16 protein-coding genes are annotated in these 17398 nt (G+C 71.6%); 7 read left to right on the plus strand and 9 right to left on the minus strand.

What is annotated here, in order from left to right; all coding sequences use genetic code 11:
- Nucleotides 1-70 precede the first annotated feature (70 nt).
- Complete coding sequence (locus ACSMXX_RS21640; RefSeq protein WP_473180350.1) at nucleotides 71-1747, minus strand: hypothetical protein; 1677 nt, start codon at nucleotides 1745-1747, stop codon at nucleotides 71-73.
- On the minus strand, nucleotides 1738-3048 hold the full coding sequence (locus ACSMXX_RS21645) for a hypothetical protein (RefSeq protein ID WP_473180351.1): 1311 nt from the start codon (nucleotides 3046-3048) through the stop codon (nucleotides 1738-1740). The genes ACSMXX_RS21640 and ACSMXX_RS21645 overlap by 10 nt, the downstream gene beginning before the upstream one ends.
- 235 nt (nucleotides 3049-3283) lie before the next feature.
- Here ACSMXX_RS21645 and ACSMXX_RS21650 point away from each other — a divergent pair, with 235 nt between their 5' ends.
- A complete protein-coding gene (locus tag ACSMXX_RS21650) occupies nucleotides 3284-3880 on the plus strand; it encodes a histidine phosphatase family protein (protein ID WP_473180352.1) in 597 nt (198 codons plus the stop codon).
- 137 nt (nucleotides 3881-4017) lie between these two features.
- Here ACSMXX_RS21650 and ACSMXX_RS21655 read toward each other — a convergent pair whose 3' ends face one another.
- Nucleotides 4018-5589, minus strand: coding sequence for a tetratricopeptide repeat protein (locus ACSMXX_RS21655; protein WP_473180353.1), 1572 nt, complete (start codon nucleotides 5587-5589; stop codon nucleotides 4018-4020).
- 180 nt (nucleotides 5590-5769) lie between these two features.
- On the opposite strand from ACSMXX_RS21655, the gene ACSMXX_RS21660 reads away from it, so the two are divergent.
- Nucleotides 5770-6153 carry a hypothetical protein gene (locus ACSMXX_RS21660; protein ID WP_473180354.1) on the plus strand — a complete coding sequence of 128 codons (384 nt, stop codon included), beginning with the start codon at nucleotides 5770-5772 and terminating at the stop codon, nucleotides 6151-6153.
- A 64-nt stretch (nucleotides 6154-6217) separates the two neighbouring features.
- Nucleotides 6218-7192 (plus strand): spermidine synthase, encoded by a 975-nt coding sequence (locus tag ACSMXX_RS21665; protein ID WP_473180355.1) that lies wholly within the window; start codon nucleotides 6218-6220, stop codon nucleotides 7190-7192.
- A 100-nt stretch (nucleotides 7193-7292) separates the two neighbouring features.
- On the opposite strand, the gene ACSMXX_RS21670 is transcribed toward ACSMXX_RS21665, so the two are convergent.
- Nucleotides 7293-7844: a hypothetical protein gene (locus tag ACSMXX_RS21670; protein ID WP_473180356.1), complete on the minus strand. Its 552-nt coding sequence runs from the start codon at nucleotides 7842-7844 to the stop codon at nucleotides 7293-7295.
- Nucleotides 7845-7903: 59 nt separating this feature from the next.
- Here ACSMXX_RS21670 and ACSMXX_RS21675 point away from each other — a divergent pair, with 59 nt between their 5' ends.
- Both ACSMXX_RS21675 and ACSMXX_RS21680 read left to right on the plus strand, forming a co-directional pair.
- On the plus strand, nucleotides 7904-8623 hold the full coding sequence (locus ACSMXX_RS21675) for a response regulator transcription factor (RefSeq protein ID WP_473180357.1): 720 nt from the start codon (nucleotides 7904-7906) through the stop codon (nucleotides 8621-8623).
- A gap of 25 nt (nucleotides 8624-8648) precedes the next feature.
- Nucleotides 8649-10118, plus strand: a complete 1470-nt coding sequence (locus ACSMXX_RS21680; protein WP_473180358.1) for a sensor histidine kinase — start codon at nucleotides 8649-8651, stop codon at nucleotides 10116-10118.
- Between the two features lie 56 nt (nucleotides 10119-10174).
- Here the strand turns inward: ACSMXX_RS21680 and ACSMXX_RS21685 are convergent, their stop codons facing one another.
- The 5 genes from ACSMXX_RS21685 to ACSMXX_RS21705 all read right to left on the minus strand — a co-directional run bounded on the left by ACSMXX_RS21685 (nucleotide 10175) and on the right by ACSMXX_RS21705 (nucleotide 14799).
- Nucleotides 10175-11341, minus strand: a complete 1167-nt coding sequence (locus tag ACSMXX_RS21685; RefSeq protein ID WP_473180359.1) for a fatty acid desaturase family protein — start codon at nucleotides 11339-11341, stop codon at nucleotides 10175-10177.
- A gap of 172 nt (nucleotides 11342-11513) precedes the next feature.
- Entirely contained in the window at nucleotides 11514-11780 is a 267-nt protein-coding gene (locus tag ACSMXX_RS21690; RefSeq protein WP_473180360.1) for a hypothetical protein, read from the minus strand.
- 5 nt (nucleotides 11781-11785) lie between these two features.
- Nucleotides 11786-12364 carry a DUF5994 family protein gene (locus tag ACSMXX_RS21695; RefSeq protein ID WP_473180361.1) on the minus strand — a complete coding sequence of 193 codons (579 nt, stop codon included), beginning with the start codon at nucleotides 12362-12364 and terminating at the stop codon, nucleotides 11786-11788.
- A gap of 233 nt (nucleotides 12365-12597) precedes the next feature.
- Nucleotides 12598-14220: a DEAD/DEAH box helicase gene (locus tag ACSMXX_RS21700; RefSeq protein WP_473180362.1), complete on the minus strand. Its 1623-nt coding sequence runs from the start codon at nucleotides 14218-14220 to the stop codon at nucleotides 12598-12600.
- A 375-nt stretch (nucleotides 14221-14595) separates the two neighbouring features.
- A complete protein-coding gene (locus tag ACSMXX_RS21705; RefSeq protein WP_014155340.1) occupies nucleotides 14596-14799 on the minus strand; it encodes a cold-shock protein in 204 nt (67 codons plus the stop codon).
- A 588-nt stretch (nucleotides 14800-15387) separates the two neighbouring features.
- Here ACSMXX_RS21705 and ACSMXX_RS21710 point away from each other — a divergent pair.
- A complete protein-coding gene (locus tag ACSMXX_RS21710) occupies nucleotides 15388-16398 on the plus strand; it encodes a chitinase (protein WP_473180363.1) in 1011 nt (336 codons plus the stop codon).
- A gap of 399 nt (nucleotides 16399-16797) precedes the next feature.
- On the plus strand, nucleotides 16798-17301 hold the full coding sequence (locus ACSMXX_RS21715; RefSeq protein ID WP_473180364.1) for a M23 family metallopeptidase: 504 nt from the start codon (nucleotides 16798-16800) through the stop codon (nucleotides 17299-17301).
- Nucleotides 17302-17398: the final 97 nt, after the last annotated feature.

Raw genomic sequence — 17398 nt, forward strand, 5'->3', positions numbered from 1 at the left:
GTCGCTTCACCCGCCGCTTTTTCGGATGTGGCCTCACCGGGGCGGGGGCCGTACGGGCGGGGCGGCGCGCTCACAGGAGGTCCTCACTGGTGACGGGGTCGGGGAGGGGCGGCTGCGGGGACGGAGCCGCCGGGGCTGCCGTGCCCGTGCCGCGTGGGGACGGCACGCCGCCGGGGGCCGGTTCGGCGGGCGGGCCGCCGTGCGTCCACGGGGTGTCCTCCACTTCGGGCAGCTCGGGGCCGCCGCGAGGCGTGTGCTCGAAGAGGGTCCAGCACAGTCGCTCGCCCTTCTCCGGAACCGTGCCGGGCGCGGGCTCCTTGCCGCGGCCCATGCCGCTCGTCAGGCGCAGCGTCACCAGGCCGGGGCCGGGGCCGTCATCTCCCCCGTGCCCGTTTCCGTTCCTGCTCCCGTCCCGGTCCTGGTCCTCGTTCCCGTCCCACTCCTCCTCGTACCGCACGAACTCAGCGCTCTGACGGGCCCCTTCGTCCAGCACACGGTGCGCCTTGACGCCCTCTCCGAGGTGCGGACGGTCGTCCGTGCGCAGCGTGACCAGGGGGCGCGGCATGGCCCGCTTCCCCTCGGAGTACGCCATCTCCACCGCGGTGACCTCGCCGGCGAACGCCTCGCCCGCGAACCGGCGTTCGGCCATGAGGAGAGGGTCGTCGAGCGCTTCCTGCGCCTCCAGCCGGGCCTGTTCGCGCTCGCGCTGTGCGAGCTTGGCGGCAGCCGTGACCGCGTCGTCGCGGCGGGGCTGGGGCGGTTCCCCGCTGCGTATACGGTCGCGGTGCGCCGTGTAGGACCAGCGGTCGCGCTTGAAGCGCTCCGCCACGCGTTCGCCCTCCGGCAGCGTCCGCAGCAGATCGATGCCGCGCCACACCGCGTCCCAGGCAGGCCGTAGCTGGGAGGCGACCAGCTGCTTCACCTCGTCCTCGGCGTCCGGGAGGCGCGCGTCGAAGCGGTCGATCGCGGGCGCCAGGAGCCTGTTGTCGAACGCCGGGTCCGTGGCCGGACCGGCCGGCGGGCACAGCAACTGCCCCGCCGAGTCCCTCCCGACCTCCGCGCGCAGTGCGGCCTCACCGCCGCTCAGGCCCTCCGGCGGGTCGATCCACGCCAGCAGCGCACCCAGATGCTGGTCCTCCAGCGCGCTCTGGCCGGTGGCCCAGTGCCGCGACAGCAGCTCGGTCATGGACAACAGGAGCGACGAGCCCGGGACGCGGGCCCGTTCGCCGTAGAGCGTCAGCCAACGGCCGAGCAGCGGTACGCCCGGGGGAGCGGGATAGGGGCCTTCCGGGTCCTCCTCGGCGGTACGCCGGAAGCGCATGGAGCGGCCCAGCAGCCGTACGAAGTCGGCGCCGGGGCCGTTCGGGACGATCAACTGCGGGGCGTCCACGCACAGTTCGACCTGGACCGTCACCTTCTTGCCGGTCTCGGGGTCGGTCTCCTTGCGCTCCTCCCACTCGATCTCGTCCTGCGCCGACTCCAGGTGCGGCAGCACCACGCCGGCGAGACGGGCCAGGAAGGCGAAGCGCAGATCGCGGTCGCGCGGCTGCGGTACGACGAGAAGTACCGGCGCCTCGCGCTCGGTGCCGACCATCGCCCCGAGCGGGGCCCCCGCCTCTCCCGCGGTGGTCAACGGGACGAAGACCAGGGGCCGTTCGGCCAGATGCCGGTGGCGGACGGTGGCTCGGGGCTGTGCACGGCCGGCCGCCGCGGCCTCCATGCGGGCGAGCGCGGACATCAACGACACGGCGTCACCCGGCAGTCGGGGCGGCCGGCTCCCAGAGCTTCCGCGCGCAGCCTCGCCGCGCGTCGCAGCGCGGCCGCCGCGGGCTCGCCGTCATCCGTACCGGCGCCCCGGCCCGTGTCCGTACCGGCGAAGTCGCCCGTGTCCGCCCCGTCTTGGCCGGTATCCGGGCTGGCTCCGTCGCTCCCGCCGGAGTGGGGTGCGGCTCCCGCCGCCGAGAGGACCGCGTCGATCGTCGTGAAGCCGCCCAGTTCGCCGCGCACCGACCGGCCCAGCGACTCCACCGCGCCCGCGGCGCGCGCCCGGTCGCGGCAGTGGAAGGCCAGTTCGCAGGTGGAGAGGCATTCGGGGGCGTAGGCCGCGGGAACCGACTCGACGGCGGAGATCAGCTCGGGCACCGGGCGGGCGGGATCGAAGACCGTCCCCCGGGGAAGCGCGGCGGCGATCTCTTCGAGGCGGGTGAGACGGGCGAGTTGACGGCGGGTGGCGGCGCGCTGCTTGCGGATGTCGATGCCGTGCGCGGTGGGGAGATTGGAGAAGTCCTTCGGGCACACCAGCAGAGCCTGCTCCCGCACCTCGCCCGCCACGTCCGACTCCTCCAGAGCCAGTGCGTAGACCGCGGCCTGGCGTGCGGCGGCTCCGACCTTCGCCGCGTCTGCCGAACCGTCCAGGACCGGGAAGGACTTGATCTCGGCGACCGTCCAACTGCCGTCCGGATGTACGGCGATGGCGTCCGGCTCCAGGTAGGCCGTCGCACCGGCGACGTCGAGCGCCAGCATCGGGTGGAAGAGCAGCGCCCATCCGCCCTCCGCCCATCCACCCTCCGCCGCTTCGCCCTGTGCCGTTCCGCCATCCGCCGTCGTGGCTCCGTCGGCTTCGTCCCCGGCCACGGCCCGCGAGGGCTCAAGTGCGAGGCGCGTACGGGCAGTCCGGCCCGCGGGGCCGTCGGCGGAGAGGTCGGGCAGGGCGACTTCACCCGGCTCCGGCGGAGTCTCGCCCGTACTGGCACACAGCAGCCGGATCAGCTCGGCACCGCCGTCGGCCTTGACCTTCGCCTCGAACGAGTTGCCCCGGGCGAAGGCGAACTGGGACTGCCCGAAGGGAGCCGGTGCCCCCAACGCCTGTGCCAGAGCGGCTTTGTCGACACCCGCGCCGTCCAGCAGGGCCCGCCTGCGGCAGCCCGGGTTCGCGGCGAGGGCGGCCAGGGCGCGGGCGTCCAGCGGACGGGGCGGGACGTCGGGCCCGCCGCGCAGCTCGGCGAGGCGCCGGCGCAGGGTGTTCGCGCTGCCGTCGGAGTGGGTCATCGGCGTCGCCTCGCGGAAGACTGCATCACCTGCGGAAGTGTGGCATCCGCGACCGACAGACGCCGCACCGGCGCCCGCGCGCCTGTCCCCCCGTACGGCGAGGGTACGGGCGACCATGGGGCGACCAGGGCAGAGTCGACCGTACGTGAGCGGACCGGCACCGGCGCGCAGGGCGCACACCCGGCCGGGCAACGGCCCCGGTCCGCGACCCATTACGACGGCTGAAGAGGTTCCCATGGCACCACGCATCCTGCTCGTCCGGCACGGAAAGACCGAATGGTCCGCGACAGGGCAGCACACCAGCCGCACCGACGTCCCGCTGCTCGACGAGGGCCGCCGTGACGCCCGGCTCCTCGGCGAGCGCCTCAAGAGCGAGCCGTGGAACGGGCTTCCGGGCGCCGAGGTGCGCACCAGCCCTCTCTCCCGTGCCCGCGAGACGTGCGACATCGCGGGGTTCGCAGACCGCGCGGCCGAGTGGGACGCCTTGAAGGAGTGGGACTACGGCGCGTACGAGGGCCTCACGACGAAGCAGATCCGCGAGGAGACCGGCACGGACTGGTTCATCTGGCGCGACGGCGTCGTGGACGGCGAGAGCATGCGCGCGGTCGCCGGCCGCGCCGACGCCGTCGTGGAATGGGCCCGGTCGGCGGACCGCGACGTGCTTCTCTTCGCGCACGGCCACATCCTGCGTGTGCTGGGCGCACGCTGGCTCGGTCAGGAGATCCGTTTCGGGGGATGCATGTCCCTCTCGCCGGCCTCCTTCTCGGTGCTCGGCTGGGCATACGGGGAACCGGCGATCAGCCGCTGGAACGACACCGGTCACCTGGACTGAGCCGGGCCGAGCCACGAGCGGAACCGGGCCGAACCGAGCCGAACCGGGCCCTGGGCGGGCCCGGCGCCCGGCTTGAGCGGGCCCGGCGCCCGACTGGCGAACGCCGAGCCACCGAAGGCGTACGCGGGTTCCGGCGCTCAGGCCGTACGCGGCTTCGGCACGGCGCGGCTCTGCTCCTCCAGGAACGCGTCGACCGCGCGCTCTCCCGCGTACGGCCGCAGCCGACGTGCCGCGGTGCCGAGCATCCCGCGGATGCGGGAGGACTGCACGGGCCGCCCCAGCAGTGCGAGCGCCTCCCCGCCCGCCTTCGCCGCCTCCTCCGGAAGCTTCAACGCTGCGAGGTCGCCCGCCAGTTCGGCCGTGAACAGCGCCCTGTTGCGGACGAAGTGCGGATCCTGCAGCGCGACGGCGCGCCTTGCGTGCGCGGCCGCCCGCTGCCAGTCGTGCAGCGCCGACCAGCACTGTGCCTCCAGGCCCGCCAGTTCGGCGTCGCCGAAGAAGCTCATCCAGGCCGGGTCGGGGTCGGCGGGACCGCGTTCGAAGAGTGCGTGCGCCCTGCTCAGCGCCTCCTGGCAGGCCGTACGGTCGCCGAGCTCGGCCCAGCCACCCGCTTCGCGCATGCTGAGCAGCGACAACAGCCGTGCGGAGCCGAGATGTTTGGCTGCCTGCTGCCCGGCCTGCGCCGCCCGTACGGCTTCGCGCGGACGGCCCGCGTCGCGTGCGAGGAAGGCGGTGTTGCAGAAGGCGTGGGCCTCCAGCGCCGGATCGGTGGCGACGCGGGCAGTGGCGAGCGCCTCCGCGTAGTGCGAGCGCGCGTCGTCGAAGCGCTCGGAGTCGTGGGCGAGCCAGCCCACGGAGATGGCGAGTTCACCCGCACCGTTGTGCAGGCGGTCGGTGACGGACTGACGGCCGGCAGTGCCCTGGTCGAGGAGTTCGTACGCGCTGCGGAGGGAGTTGCCCGCGCGCTGGTAGAGAGCGTCGGCGCCGTGCCGGTCGTCCAGGAGCCGGATGCGCCGCACAGCGTGCTCCAGCGCTTCCGCTTCGGTCTCGCCGACGCGCCGGTGTGCGCGCGCGGACGAGGCGCGGCCGTCTGCGGCCGCGGCCACGGCGCCGAGGGGCGGCATGGCGATCAGGGCGGCTGCCGGGCCGCCGGTCATGAACGCGCGACGTAGCACGTCGCTCTCCTCGTGGATCTCGGAACAGTCTGAACAGATCGTGCAGATAAGGGAGTTGGGGGCGCCCTGCGTGGCGCCGGGACTGCCGCTGTGACCAGTGATGCTGTTGTGATTGATGGGACTATTAGGAGTGCTGGGGCTGTTGGGGCTGCTGTGATGACCGAAGAGCGTACGTGATTCCGTGTGACGCGTGGTCAGGTAAGGCGGCGGATTATCACCTCCGTAAGCCTGTTGTGTCCGGCGGGCCGCCCTGCCCCGTACGGCGTCGCGGTCGGCGAAGCCCATGTCGGTCAGCGTGTGACCCGGGAACATGTGCAGGAGGACCCGCTCGTAGGCGTAGTTGGGGCAGCGGATCTCGCCTGCCTCCACCCGGCCGATGTAGCGGGCGTCGCACGCGACGTGTTCGCCGATCTCGCGCGCCGCCCGGCGTACGGCTGCGGCGAACTCGGCAGGCGACAGTGTGCCGCGCAGCCGACGGAACGCCGTGTTGGGCGCGCGGGGCGGGCCCTGCGGCGCGGAAGATGACGACGCCATGGCCGGACGGTACCGGCTGTGACGCGATCAGCACGCAGGGTTCCGCTACAAAACGGATATCTCACCCATCATCTGCCATGAAGTGCCATCCTTTGTGGCGGGGTGTGCCGTAGCCCGTTGACGGTCCGGGCCGTTGAACTCTGCATGACCACTGCGGAGGAGCTCGGAGGAGGGGTCCCGATGGACACCGGCCTAGGAGTCCGCACCGTTTCCGGCGGTGTGCCCTGCGATCTGGTGACTGTGCCCGCCCGGCAGGGCCTGGAGGCCGTCGACATCCTGCGTCTCCGGGACGGACTGGGCCCGGTGCTGCTGTGCGACGGTGACGGTGACACGCTCGGTTTCCTCGTGCCGCCGGGCACCGCCGCCTGCTGGGATCTGCCAGGCAGCGCCTGCACCCAGACCCCCGGCCGGCCCCGAACGGTCGCACAGGAGCAGCCACTTGCGGGTACGGGCTGGCTCGTACCCCCGGAGGGGGCGTTCGGGGTCGCCACCGACGCGTCGCTGCTGCGGGCGGCGCTGGGCGAGGCCGCCCGCACGATCGAGGCCGCCGACCGCTGCCAGTGAGCAGCAGGGCTGCTCGAGCTCCCCGAGCTGCCCGAGTTCCCCTGGCTCCCGCGATACTGGACATGTGGCGAAGGGCGGACGACGGCGGAGCGGCCGTGCTTACGGCGGCGCTCGTGATGGCGCCCGCAGCGGTGACCGCGGCAGAGGCGGCCGCTCGCGGGGGACGCGCGAGACGCTGAGCGCGCAGGTCGACGGGGGAGAGGCGGAGCTCGTCCCCGATCCCGACCGTGCGCGCGGCTGGTCGCTGCTGCTGGACGGAGCGCCGCAGTCCTACGTCGACCTGGAAGACCCCTCCCACCTCGGGTTCGAATACCAGCGCAGGCTCGGTCACGTCATCGACCTCGCGGCGCCGCCTGGGCGTCCGCTGCACGTGCTCCACCTGGGCGGCGGGGCCTTCTCCCTCGCCCGTTACGTCGCGGCCACCCGGCCCCGTTCCACGCAGCAGGTCGTCGAGAGGGACGCAGCGCTGGCCCAATGGGTGCGTACCGAACTGCCGTTGGAACGTGGCTGGCGCATACGCGTACGCGGCGGCGACGCCCGTGAGGTGCTGGGCAGACTCCCGGTGCGGTGGGCGGACCTCGTCATCGCCGACGTCTTCACGGGCGCGAGCACGCCGGCGCATCTGACCAGCACCGAATTCCTCCACGAGGTGCGGCGGGTGCTGCGCCGGGACGGGCTGTACGCCGCGAACATCGCGGACGGGCCGGGCGGCGACGGCGGCGGGACGGTCCGCGGGCGAGGGCGCCGGCCGCTGGAGCATCTGCGTTCCCAAGTCGCCACGGTGCGCGAGGTGTTCGGCGCGGCGGCCCTCGTCGCCGATCCCGCAGTGCTGCGTGGGAAGCGCTTCGGGAACGCCGTACTCGTCGCCGCAGACCGTGAGTTGCCCGTCGCGGAGCTGACCCGGCGCTCCGCGGGCGATCCGCACCCTGGGCGCGTGGAGTCCGGCGACACGCTCGCCGGCTTCGCGGGCGGTGCCGTGCCGGTCACCGACGCGACGGCGAAGCCCTCACCCGTACCGCCGGAAGGCACCTTCGGCTGAGGCGGCCCGCGCCTTGCCCGGCCGCCCCGGCGCCGATGCCCTGCGCTTCGGGCTCCGGAACTCTCGCCCCCGGCCCTCTCGTCCGCCGGCCCTCTCGTCCTCAGCCGTTGTCGTACGACTCGATGCGCGGCGGCGCTCCGTCCCAGCGGCAGAAGACCGACGAGGACGCCCCGTCCTTGGAGAAGGTCACCCGGATCCAGGTGGAGTCCTTCCAGACCTGCGTGTCCCAGCCGTCGTTGGGCGTCGCGGACACCAACGTCGCGTAGTCGTCCCGCATGTCGAAGACGGCGCGGCCGCCCGCGACGCTGGCACCCTCGACCTTCCCCGATTCCGGCGGGTCGTCCGGCTCCGTGGGCTCGGACGGCGGCTTCGTGGTCTGTTCACCGTCGCCGGGCGGGGCGGAGGCGGTCGGCCGCGGCTTGTCCGGCGGTGAGGACTCGGAGGGGGGCGGAGGCGGCGTCGGCTCCGGCTGCTGCGGCGAGGGCGCTCCGGGATCCGTCGTGGACGACGAACCGTCCGCGATGGGCAGCGAACGCGGCGGCTCGTACTCGGTTCCCGCCAGGACCGTGTGAACCCCGAACCAGGACAGCGTGACGGCACCGCTTGTAGCCAGTACCCAAGCCGTAGCGTGCACAAGTGTTCGTCGTCCCATCACTGTCACCATAGCTGCAACCTGCGCACTCACGTCTCGGTATGGACTAACGTGCGCACATGGCCCGAGTGCTCGTGGTCGAGGACGACCAGTTCGTACGTTCCGCCCTCATCCGGCACCTCAAGGACGCCTCGCACGTGGTGCGCAGCGTCGGCACGGCGCTGGAGGCGCTGCGTGAGGTCGCCCAGTACGGATTCGACGTCGTGATCCTCGACTTGGGCCTTCCTGACCTGGACGGCGCGGAGGCGCTGAAGATGCTGCGCGGCATCACCGACGTACCGGTGATCGTCGCCACGGCCCGCGACAACGAGAACGAGATCGTCCGCCTCCTCAACGACGGCGCGGACGACTATCTGGTCAAGCCCTTCTCCGTGGAGCACCTTTCCGCCCGTATGTCCGCGGTGCTGCGGCGCTCACAGGGCGCGGCGACAGGCGGGGGCGGAGGCCAGGGCACGGTCACGGAGCGTGTGTTGAAGGTGGGCGGCCTCGCCATCGACCCGCTGCGGCGGCAGGCCGAGCTCGACGGCACGCTGCTGGATCTCACCCGGCGCGAGTTCGACCTGCTGGCTTTTCTGGCCGGCCGGCCGGGTGTGGTCGTGGCGCGCAGGGAGCTGCTGGCCGAGGTGTGGCAGCAGTCCTACGGCGACGACCAGACCATCGACGTCCATCTCTCCTGGCTGCGCCGCAAGTTGGGCGAGACGGCGGCCCGTCCGCGCTACCTGCACACCATCCGCGGTGTCGGGGTGAAGCTCGAGGCGCCGAAGGAAGCGCGGCCGTGAGAGAGGCAAGAAAGGAAATACGGGCATGAGATGGGCACTGGTGAAGGTGTGCCTCGCCGTGACAGTCATGGTGGTGATCGCCTTCGCCGTGCCCTTGGGGCTCGTGGTGAAGGAGACGGCACGGGACCGTGCGTTCTCCAACGCCGAGCGGCAGGCGGCCACCGTCGGTCCGGTGCTGGCGATCACGACGGACCGGCAGGAGCTCGAGCGGGCCGTGGTCAGCACGGAGGCGGGCGGCGAAGGCCGGCTCGCCGTCCATGTGCCGCAGGCCTCGTCGTCCTCGAAGTCCTCGTCGTCCGCGCCGGAGTCCGCGAGGGCCGGAGCCGCCGGACCGGACAGCGCCGTCGAGGTGGGCCGTCAGCGCGCCACCCAGAAGCAGCTGGAGACGGCGCGGCGCCAGGGCCGCGCCTCGACCGTCATGGTGCCCGGCGGCTACACGCTGCTGCGGCCCACGGCGGTCGCCAGCGGTGAGTTCGCCGTCGTCGAGGTGTTCATCCCGAACGACGAGGTGACCCACAACGTCACCACGTCCTGGCTCATCCTCGCGGGCGTCGGCATCGCCCTGATCCTCGGATCGGTGGCCGTCGCCGACCGGCTCGGGACGCTCATGGTGCGCCCGGCGGGACGGCTCGCGGCCGCCGCGCACTCCCTGGGCGAGGGCAAGCTGGGCGTGCGGGTGCCCGAGGACGGGCCGAGCGAACTGCGTTCCGCCGCCGCCGCGTTCAACGCCATGGCCGATCAGGTCGTACAACTCCTCGCCAACGAACGGGAGTTGGCAGCCGACCTGTCGCACCGGCTGCGTACGCCGCTGACTGTGCTGCGCCTGAACGCCGCCTCGCTCGGCGACGGCGACGCCGCGGAACACACCCGGGAGGCCGTCGCCAAGCTGGAGAGCGAGGTCGACCACATCATCAGCACCGCCCGCGAGCAGCGCGAGCAGCGGGCCCAGACGACGGGCGCCATCGAGTCCGCGGCCTGCGACGCGGCAGAGGTGATACGGGAGCGCATGGCGTTCTGGTCGGCACTCGCCGAGGACGAGGGCCGGGAGGCGCGGCTGGCCGGTGTGGAGCGTCCGGTCCGGGTGCCGGTCGCCCGGAGCGAACTCGCCGCCGCCCTGGACGCGATGCTCGGCAACGTCTTCCGTCACACGCCCGTGAGCACGGCCTTCTCCGTGGACGTTCACCACGGCGGACCCGCGAGCAACTCGGTGATCGTGCTCGTCTCCGACGCGGGCCCCGGCATAGCCGACCCGGACGCGGCGCTGCGCCGCGGTCACGGCGACGGCAAGCCGGGCTCGACCGGGCTCGGCCTGGACATCGTGCGGAGGGTCGCGGAGTCCACCGGCGGAGATGTGCGCATCGGACCGTCCGTGCTGGGCGGCACCGAGATACGGGTGTGGCTGACGCTGGACGGCGGCGAGGCGGACCGCCGACGCCGTGGCCGCGGCCGCCGCCGCCCCGAACGCCGGATCCGCCTGCCTCTCGGCCGCACGTAACCAGGTCCGAGCAGAGCGCCGACCGCCGTCGGCAGGGCGCCGCTCGGTGCCGGAGGTCAGCTGCCGGCGTCGGAACTCCTGCCTCGGTGGGCTCCCCGGAGGGGTGCGCCGGCGTGGTGCAGACTCCGCAGCGCCTCCCGGTACGAGGCGATGAGCCCGGTCTCCAGGTAGGCCACGCCCACCTCCGCGCAGTACTGCCGGACGATGGGCCGCGCCTTGCGCAGTTGCGGGCTGGGCATGCTCGGGAAGAGGTGGTGCTCGATCTGGTGGTTGAGCCCGCCCAGCGCGATGTCCGTGAACCAACCGCCGCGTACGTTGCGTGAGGTGAGCACCTGACGCCGCAGGAAGTCCGGACGGCCCTTGCCGGTGAGGATCGGCATGCCCTTGTGGTTGGGGGCGAAGATGGAGCCGAGGTAGAGGCCGAACAGGCACTGGTGGACGGCCAGGAAGAGCACGGCCATGCCGGGCGGAAGCACCAGGAACAGGGCTGTCAGGTAAAGACCGAAGTGGGCGAAGAGCATGGTCCCCTCGACGCCCCGTCGTTTCACCGACCGGTTCCGAAGCGCCCTGACTCCCGAGACGTGCAGGTTGAAGCCCTCAAGTGCGAGCAGCGGGAAGAACAGGAATGCCTGTGCGCGCCCGATGAGCCGCGGCAGGCCCCGTACGGACCGGGCCTGCTTCTGGCTCCATACCAGGAGGTCGGGGACGACGTCCGGGTCCAGCTCCTCATGGTTGGGATTGGCGTGGTGACGGGTGTGCTTGTCCTGCCACCAGCCGTAGCCCATACCGATGCCCAGGTTCCCGGCGATCCGCCCCACGCGCTCGCTCGCCCGGCGCCGCCGGAAGACCTGGCGGTGTGCCACATCGTGTGCCACGAGCGCGGCCTGGCCGAAGACGAGCGCCAGGTATCCGGCCACAGCCAGACTCCACCAGCTCTCGCCGAGCAGCACGAAGGCGGCCCAGCCCGCGGTGTAGAGCGCGGTCACGAGCGTGAGCCGCAGCGTGTAGTAGCCCGTTCGCCTGCGCATGAGGCCCGCGGCGACGATCTGTTTCGACAGCCGGGCGAAGTCGCTTCCGCCCGTACGCGGTTCATGGGCGGCCGCCTCTTCGGGCGCCGTGACCTCGCCCGGAGTGCGGGCCGTCCCGTGGGCCTGTTCGTGCTCGGCACCGTCCGATGTCCCTGGATACCCGGGGGAGATGGGCGGGGGTCGGTGAGTGCTCATCAAGTGCCTCCTCGGAGCGCACGACATCTCGCTGCCGGGGGCTGGGGCATCACAAGAAGTGTAGTTCTACTGTGCATTGCACGCCCCGGACCGGAATCCGGGGCGTTCTGCGGACGGTGCCCGCATGGCCGGCTCGTGCCTGGACGGGCGCCGTTCGAGGGCAGGTGCCAGGTCACCGGCGGCTGCTGCGGCGTCGCCGTGCGGGGTGGCGGCCACGGCCGCCGTCGCGGTGGTCACGGCGGACCCACTTCCGCAGTGACGGAACCGGCCCGCGGCGGACATCGCCGGCACTCGTCCTCCGGGTCTCCTTGCCCGGCTGGAGAGGTCCGTAGCGCAGGGCCGCGACCCGGCCCGCCTGTTTGTGGTGGAGCCGGCGGATGACGATCGAGCCCAAGACGCTCATTGCGACGATGATGCCGATGGTGATCACGGTGTCCATCGCTCTCACACCCCGTGGGAGCGGGCCGGCTGGGGGACCCGGCGCGAAACGGCCGCGGCCCTTTGAGCGGTGCCGCCGCCCTCGGACTCCCACTCTTCTTCCCGGATGTGCTGCTCCACGGCGGCGGCCCGGGCGGCGTCGTCGGCTGCGATGAGAGCGCTCGCGGTGCGGCGGAGGCCTGTGCCGGTCGCGGCGGCCATCAGACGGGCAGCCGTGGCCGCGCTCGCCTGGGGTGGAATCACCAGAAGATCCCAGCGGCCGACGCGGTAGGAGAGGAGTAGAAGCTTGTGCGGGTCCTGCTCCTCCTTGAACCATCCGATTTTGACCACATGGCCGGTGACCGGCACCTCGCGCGGGACGACCGGCCAGTGTGCGGGGTTCACGGAAATCCGCGTGATGCGTCCCCACAGAGGGTCCAGCACGTCGGTGAGGACGGGGAGTTCACGCAGAAGACTGCGGGAGCGCGGCCACCACGCACCATCGAGGAGGCCCCTCGGGGCGCCCTCGGGCTTCAGTGCGAGACGGAGCGACGGCTCGGAATGCGGTTCGTGGATGAGCTGAGTGCGGTCTGCGGTCACGTTCATGACGCGTACCTGACTCGGGCCGGGGGACGGCCCGGGGCCATCTGTCACCAAGAACGGCACCGGCATGCGAAACCGGTGCGCGGAAAGCCCTCGGTATCGCCAGCCTACTCCGCTGCGGGACTCCGCGGCCGGCCACGGCCTTGCGCCTTCGTGCGACCGCGCTCCCCGGGCGGCGAACCCCGGGATTCTCCTGCGGACTTGGCGGCCAAGACGCGCTGCACTCGCTCGAGCGCTCACGAGACCCCGGGAATCCGGGGCCGTGTGACCCGTGCCGTGTCGCGCGCCATGCGCCGGGCGCCGGACGGCTGCGCGCCGGACGTCGCACGGCGTGGCTGGGTGACGACCGTCGCCGGGACGTCGGTGCGCTTCGACCCGGAGCCACGGCGGCGCTGCTTCCGGGCGGGGCGGCCGTTCCGGCCCCTGGGTGCCTGGTCGCTGCGCTGGGCGGGCTCTGCCACAGGCATCGTGACGGGCACCCCCGAGGGTGCCTGGGCGCCGGTGATGCGGGTCAGTTCGCTCTCCCCGGAGCGGACTTGCGCTGTCTGCGGGGTGATGGCCGCGTCCGCCATCAGGCGCGTCATCTCGCGGCGCTGGTCGGGCAGGACCAGCGTGACGACACTGCCGGACTTGCCCGCCCGGGCGGTGCGGCCGCCGCGGTGCAGATAGTCCTTGTGGCTGGTGGGCGGGTCCACGTTGACGACAAGGTCGAGGTCGTCGATGTGGATGCCCCGGGCGGCGACGTCGGTGGCCACCAGCACGGTGACCCGGCCCGCCTTGAACTGGGCGAGGGTACGGGTGCGTTGGGCCTGGGACTTGCCGCCGTGCAGGGCGCCTGCGAGCACACCGCTGTTCAGCAGGTGCTTGGTGAGCCGGTCAACGGAACGCTTGGTGTCCAGGAACATCAGCACCCGCCCGTCACGGGCCGCGATCTCGGTCGTGGCGGCGTGCTTGTCGGCGGCCTGGACGTGCAGCAGATGGTGCTCCATCGTCGTCACCGCGCCGGCGGAGGGATCGACGGAGTGCACGACCGGGTCGTGCAGATAGCGGCGGACCAAGAGGTCGACGTTGCGGTCCAGGGTGGCGGAGAAGAGCATCCTCTGGCCGTCGGCGCTCACTTGGTCCAGCAGTTCGGTGACCTGGGGCATGAAGCCCATGTCGGCCATCTGGTCGGCCTCGTCCAGCACGGTGATGCGGACAGCGTCCAGGCGGCAGTCGCCGCGCTCGATGAGGTCCTTGAGCCGGCCCGGTGTGGCTACGACGACCTCCGCTCCGCCGTGCAGGGCGCGGACCTGCCGGCCGATCGGCAGTCCGCCGACCACCGTGGTCAGGCGGAGCTTCATCGGCCGCGCGTACGGGGTGAGCGCGTCGGTGACCTGCTGGGCCAGCTCCCGGGTCGGCACCAGGACCAAAGCCAGCGGCTGCCGCGGCTCCGCACGCCTGCCCGCCGTACGGGCCAGCAGACCCAGGCCGAAGGCGAGGGTCTTGCCCGAGCCGGTGCGTCCGCGTCCCAGCACGTCCCGCCCGGCCAGCGCGTTCGGCAGTGTCGCCGCCTGGATGGGGAAGGGCACGGTCACGCCCTCGGTGCGCAGGGCCGCAAGCAGCGGTGCGGGCATATCCAGATCAGCGAACCTCTCGACCGCCGGCAGCGCCGCGGTGACGGTGTCCGGAGGCGTGAACTCCCCCTGCGGCTGGACGCGTTGACGTCCCTTGCCGCCCGACGGGCGGGGGGCCGCGGAACGCCTCGGCCGGTTCTTGCCGCCCTCTGTACGCGGGCGGAAGCCACGGTCCTTCCGGGATCCGGCGCCTCCCGTGCCGGTGCGGGGGGAGCGGTCGTTCATGCGTGTTGTGCGGTTCATGCAGAACCTTCCTCGGTGCGGCACGTGTCGAGGAGTTCCTGGCAGCCGTGAGCGGCGCGGAAAAACGCAAGAACGAGCCGGAAAAGACAAGCGAAGCCGGAGGCCGAGCTGCCCGGAAAATCCGGGCCCGGCAATTCCGGGATGAATGAGACGCGGCGAAAGACGGACTGAAGGCCGCGGTAGGGAGTCCGCGCGTACGATTCGCGTGCGGGCGGGTCGGGAGTGTGTGCCTGCCCGTTCGGCAAGCGGACAGCGAAGCTTCCAGCCGTTGACGGCGGCTTCGGACCAGGTGCGCCGCGTGCGGGCGCGGTAAAACGAAACGGCCGGGGCCCGACCGAGAGGGTACGGACCCCGGCTCCCCAGTACGTCCCGGGGTCAGGCAGGAGTGATGTTCTCCGCCTGCGGGCCCTTCTGGCCCTGTGTGACGTCGAAGTTCACCTTCTGGCCTTCCTGCAGTTCGCGGAAGCCCTGGGCGGCGATGTTCGAGTAGTGGGCGAAGACGTCAGCGCCTCCGCCTTCCTGCTCGATGAAGCCGAAACCCTTTTCTGAGTTGAACCATTTCACGGTGCCGGTGGCCATGTCTTATCTCCTTCGGGGCAGTGCCTGGGACCGCGCTCTGCGAACCCACGTCGCCGCGATGATCGCCCCGTCCGGAAAACACCGGAAACACAAAGAAATGCGCCTGTCGACACTGTCGAAAAGAGCACTTGAAGTTCTTGGGAACCATAACTGCAACCAAAAGCAAAGGTAGCACGGCCGAACGGCTGAACATGGACTCACCGGAGGCCGGCCCGTACCGGGCGTGACGATCGAACTTCCTGACCACCCCATATCGCGGAGCGTGACGACCGCACGTGCGCAGACTCACTACGGTTCGGACCCCGGTGCGCGCGCTCCGGGGGGCGGGCTTCCACTCACCTTCCGCTCACCGAGCGACCTCGCTCAGCTGCCGGACCCGAACCCGGGACTCCGGCGCTCCCGTTCCATAACCGGGCCCTTGCCCTTCCTTAAGCGCGGCCTAAGTTCTTCAACTTCCGTCCGTAACAAGCGAATTGTCCGGCTCGGCCCCGCTAGCTTGCCTCAGGTCCGTACCATCACCCCCACCTGATGAGGCACCCGACGATGACGAACACCCCCGCAGCACAACCCTCTCGGACAAGCCGCAAAGTGAAGCTCGCCGCGGCCGCCGCCGCGGCGGCGACGGTCGCCGGCGCCGCCTTCGCGTTCGCCGGGAACGCGAGCGCGGGAGAGGAGGAGAAGGGCAGCGCGAGCAAGTCGAAGCCCGCGGCGGCAGGCACCTTCGCCCCGTACGTCGACACCTCGCTCGAGCCCTCCTACGACCTCATCAAGAGCTCCGAGAAGACGGGTGTGAAGGAGTTCAACCTGGCCTTCATCACCTCCGGCGGCGGCTGCGTACCCAAGTGGGGCGGCACTCAGGACCTCGGTGAGAACGCCGTGGCCAAGCAGATCGAGGAGTTCCGGGCCAAGGGCGGAGACGTACGTATCTCCTTCGGCGGCGCGGCCGGCTCCGAACTCGGCCTGGCCTGCAACTCCGCGGACGAACTGGCCGAGGCGTACGGCAAGGTCATCGAAGCCTTCGCCCTGAAGAAGGCCGACTTCGACATCGAGGGTGCCGCGCTTCCCGACACCGAGGCCAACACCCGCCGCGCCCAGGCGATCGCCCAGCTCCAGAAGAAGCACAAGGACCTGGACGTCTCCTTCACCCTGCCCGTGCTCCCCGAAGGGCTGACGCAGGACGGCACAGGTCTGCTGGAGAACGCCAAGAAGAACGGCGTGAAGATCTCCGCGGTCAACATCATGGCCATGGACTACGGCCCGTCCTACGACGGCGACATGGGGAAGTACGCCATCGACGCCGCCACCGCCACACAGAAGCAGGTCAAGAAGGCCCTGGGCATCGAGGACGACGCCAAGGCGTGGAAGACCGTGGCCGTCACCCCGATGATCGGTGTCAACGACGTCCCCGTCGAGATCTTCAAGACGGACGACGCGGCCGAGGTGAAGAAGTTCGCGGACGAGAAGAACCTGGGCTGGCTGTCGATGTGGTCGGCCACCAGGGACAAGGCCTGCCCGGGCGGCCCCAAGGACGAGGCGGACCCGACCTGTTCGAGCATCGAGCAGGAGGCGGACGCCTTCGCCAAGGGCTTCACCGGCTGACCGGTCTCCGCCCCCTAGCCGGCCGCGTGCGGCCGGCCCCGGACGAGGGTGGGGCGTGGTGCCTTCCCCCCACACCCCGCTGCGCCCCACCCTTTCTTCCGGCCCTTTTCTTCCGTCCCGTTCTTCCAGACCAGGACCCTTCTTCCGGACCCCTTCTTCCGGCCCCCCGGCCTCCTCCTCGTCCCGGCGCCCCGTCACACCTCACCTGACCCCTGAGGGTGACGGGGCGTCGGGATGGTCACTCCTCCGGACAGCGCCCGGGTGCGGGTGCCCGGCCGGTGTCCTTTGCTGCCAGGTATGACACCTCAGACGCGGCGTGATTCAGGCATCGTGCGGAGGATATTGACCGGCGGGCTCGCAGCGGCCGTATCCATATGCGGCTTCGCCGGTTCGGCGTCGGTGAACAGCCGGCCCCACAACCTGGCACCGGCGTCGGACGACGCGGGGCATCCGGGCGAGGGGCGCGAGCGCGTGACTCTCAGCGAACCGGCACACTCCTACGCACGACCCATAACGAGGGCCGCCCGCATCTCGGCCCGCTGGGGAGTCCCCGGCGGATGGGCGGCAGGACATCACACGGGCGTCGACTTCGCCGCACCGACGGGAACCACCGTCCGGTCCGTCGGCACCGGCAGAGTGGAACTCGCCGGAGAAGCAGGCTCGTACGGCAATGCCGTGATCATTCACATGAAGGACGGCAAGCACGTCCTCTTCGCGCACCTCTCGAAGATCACCGTACGGCTGGGGCGCGTCGTCCGCGCGAACACCGTGCTCGGTGAATCCGGCAACACCGGCCGTTCGACCGGCCCCCATCTGCACTTCGAGGTACGCGTCAAGCGGGGTTACGGAACGGAAGTCGACCCCGTCACCTACCTGGCCCGGCACGGTGTCCGCATCGCGTAGACCGTGAGGCGGCATCCCGCGGGGCCAGCATGAGGCCCTCACCGGAGAGGCGTCCCGGTGAGGGCCTTGCCACGTGGCGGGCCGGACGGCGGCCAGG

The organism is Streptomyces sp. DSM 116795 (genome assembly GCF_055792905.1).

Bases quoted from the DNA above. Each gene is read 5' to 3' on its own strand.
- ACSMXX_RS21675 (WP_473180357.1), top strand. From the start codon at position 7,904: ATGGCCCGAGTGCTCGTGGTCGAGGACGACCAGTTCGTACGTTCCGCC.
- ACSMXX_RS21685 (WP_473180359.1), bottom strand. From the start codon at position 11,341: ATGAGCACTCACCGACCCCCGCCCATCTCCCCCGGGTATCCAGGGACA.
- ACSMXX_RS21680 (WP_473180358.1), top strand. From the start codon at position 8,649: ATGAGATGGGCACTGGTGAAGGTGTGCCTCGCCGTGACAGTCATGGTG.
- ACSMXX_RS21655 (WP_473180353.1), bottom strand. From the start codon at position 5,589: ATGGCGTCGTCATCTTCCGCGCCGCAGGGCCCGCCCCGCGCGCCCAAC.
- ACSMXX_RS21670 (WP_473180356.1), bottom strand. From the start codon at position 7,844: ATGGGACGACGAACACTTGTGCACGCTACGGCTTGGGTACTGGCTACA.
- ACSMXX_RS21690 (WP_473180360.1), bottom strand. From the start codon at position 11,780: ATGGACACCGTGATCACCATCGGCATCATCGTCGCAATGAGCGTCTTG.
- ACSMXX_RS21660 (WP_473180354.1), top strand. From the start codon at position 5,770: ATGGACACCGGCCTAGGAGTCCGCACCGTTTCCGGCGGTGTGCCCTGC.
- ACSMXX_RS21700 (WP_473180362.1), bottom strand. From the start codon at position 14,220: ATGAACCGCACAACACGCATGAACGACCGCTCCCCCCGCACCGGCACG.
- ACSMXX_RS21705 (WP_014155340.1), bottom strand. From the start codon at position 14,799: ATGGCCACCGGCACCGTGAAATGGTTCAACTCAGAAAAGGGTTTCGGC.
- ACSMXX_RS21695 (WP_473180361.1), bottom strand. From the start codon at position 12,364: ATGAACGTGACCGCAGACCGCACTCAGCTCATCCACGAACCGCATTCC.
- ACSMXX_RS21645 (WP_473180351.1), bottom strand. From the start codon at position 3,048: ATGACCCACTCCGACGGCAGCGCGAACACCCTGCGCCGGCGCCTCGCC.
- ACSMXX_RS21650 (WP_473180352.1), top strand. From the start codon at position 3,284: ATGGCACCACGCATCCTGCTCGTCCGGCACGGAAAGACCGAATGGTCC.